Origin of the sequence: Corallococcus sp. 4LFB (assembly GCF_046520365.1) — a bacterium.
GTDB lineage: Bacteria > Myxococcota > Myxococcia > Myxococcales > Myxococcaceae > Corallococcus > Corallococcus caeni.
In genome coordinates this window covers 1-963 of sequence record NZ_JBKGHJ010001090.1, presented here as the reverse complement: position 1 = coordinate 963, position 963 = coordinate 1, and the positions used below count along the sequence as shown (strand labels likewise).

Sequence of the window (963 nt, the reverse complement as noted above, 5' to 3'; positions counted from 1 at the left end):
TGCCCACCAGCGCCGCGCTGGACGAGGAGCTGGACGAGCCGGAGGTGCGCCGGGGCGGAGGCCTGCTGCGCGTGGAGGTGTCGCGGCTGGACGAGGCCATGGAGTGGCTGGCGGCGCTCGTCGTCAACCGCTCCCGGCTGACGCGCGCGGTGGCGGCGCTCACCCAGGCGGGCGCGCCCACGCGCGAGCTCACCGCCATCCTCCAGGAGAACGGCCGCCAGCTGCGCGACCTGCGCTCGGCCATCCTGCGGCTGCGCATGGTGCGCGTGGGCGACGTGCTGGAGCGGCTGCCACTGCTGGTGCGCGGCCTGCGCCGCGCCACGGCAAGGCGGTGCGGCTGGAGCTGGAGGTGGGGGACGCGGAGCTGGACAAGGCCGTGGCGGACCGGCTCTTGCCCGCGCTGGTGCACCTGGTGCGCAACGCGGTGGACCACGCGCTGGAGACGCCCGAGGAGCGCCGAGGCGGCGGAGCCAGGTCCGGAGGCTGGTGCACCTCAGCTGCCACGCGCGCGCCAGCGGCCAGCTGGAGCTCACCCTGCGCGACGACGGGCGCGGCGTGGACGCGAAGGCGGTGGCGAAGGCGGCGAAGGCCCCCGTGCCGGACTCCGCGGACGCGCTGCTGGACCTGCTGTGCCGGCCCGGCCTGTCCACGCGCCAGGAGGCCACGCGCACCAGCGGCCGGGGCATGGGCATGGACATCGTGCGGCGCATCGTCGTGGAGCAGCTGGGCGGCGAGCTGCGCATGGAGACGCGCAAGGGCGCGGGCACCACCTTCACCCTGAGCGTCCCCCTGACGGTGACGCTGATGGACGCCATCGTCTTCGAGTGCGCGGGCCGCCGGTACGCCGTGGCGGTGGGCACCGTGGAGGAGCTCATCGACGTGGCGGGCGTGGTGCGCCCCGCGGCGCGGACGGCGTGGGCTGGTGGAGCGCCGGGGCGCGGCGGTGCCGCTGGTCGTCGCTGG

Annotated in this window: 1 protein-coding gene and 1 pseudogene; both read left to right on the top strand. The window is 76.4% G+C overall.

Going from position 1 to position 963, the window contains the following annotated elements; all coding sequences use genetic code 11:
- Window positions 1-98 precede the first annotated feature (98 nt).
- Window positions 99-191, top strand: a pseudogene (locus tag ACLEQD_RS44255) (hypothetical protein); the annotation flags it as partial.
- 295 nt (window positions 192-486) lie between these two features.
- On the top strand, window positions 487-963 hold a 477-nt coding region (locus ACLEQD_RS44250; RefSeq protein WP_410391909.1), incomplete at its 3' end, for an ATP-binding protein.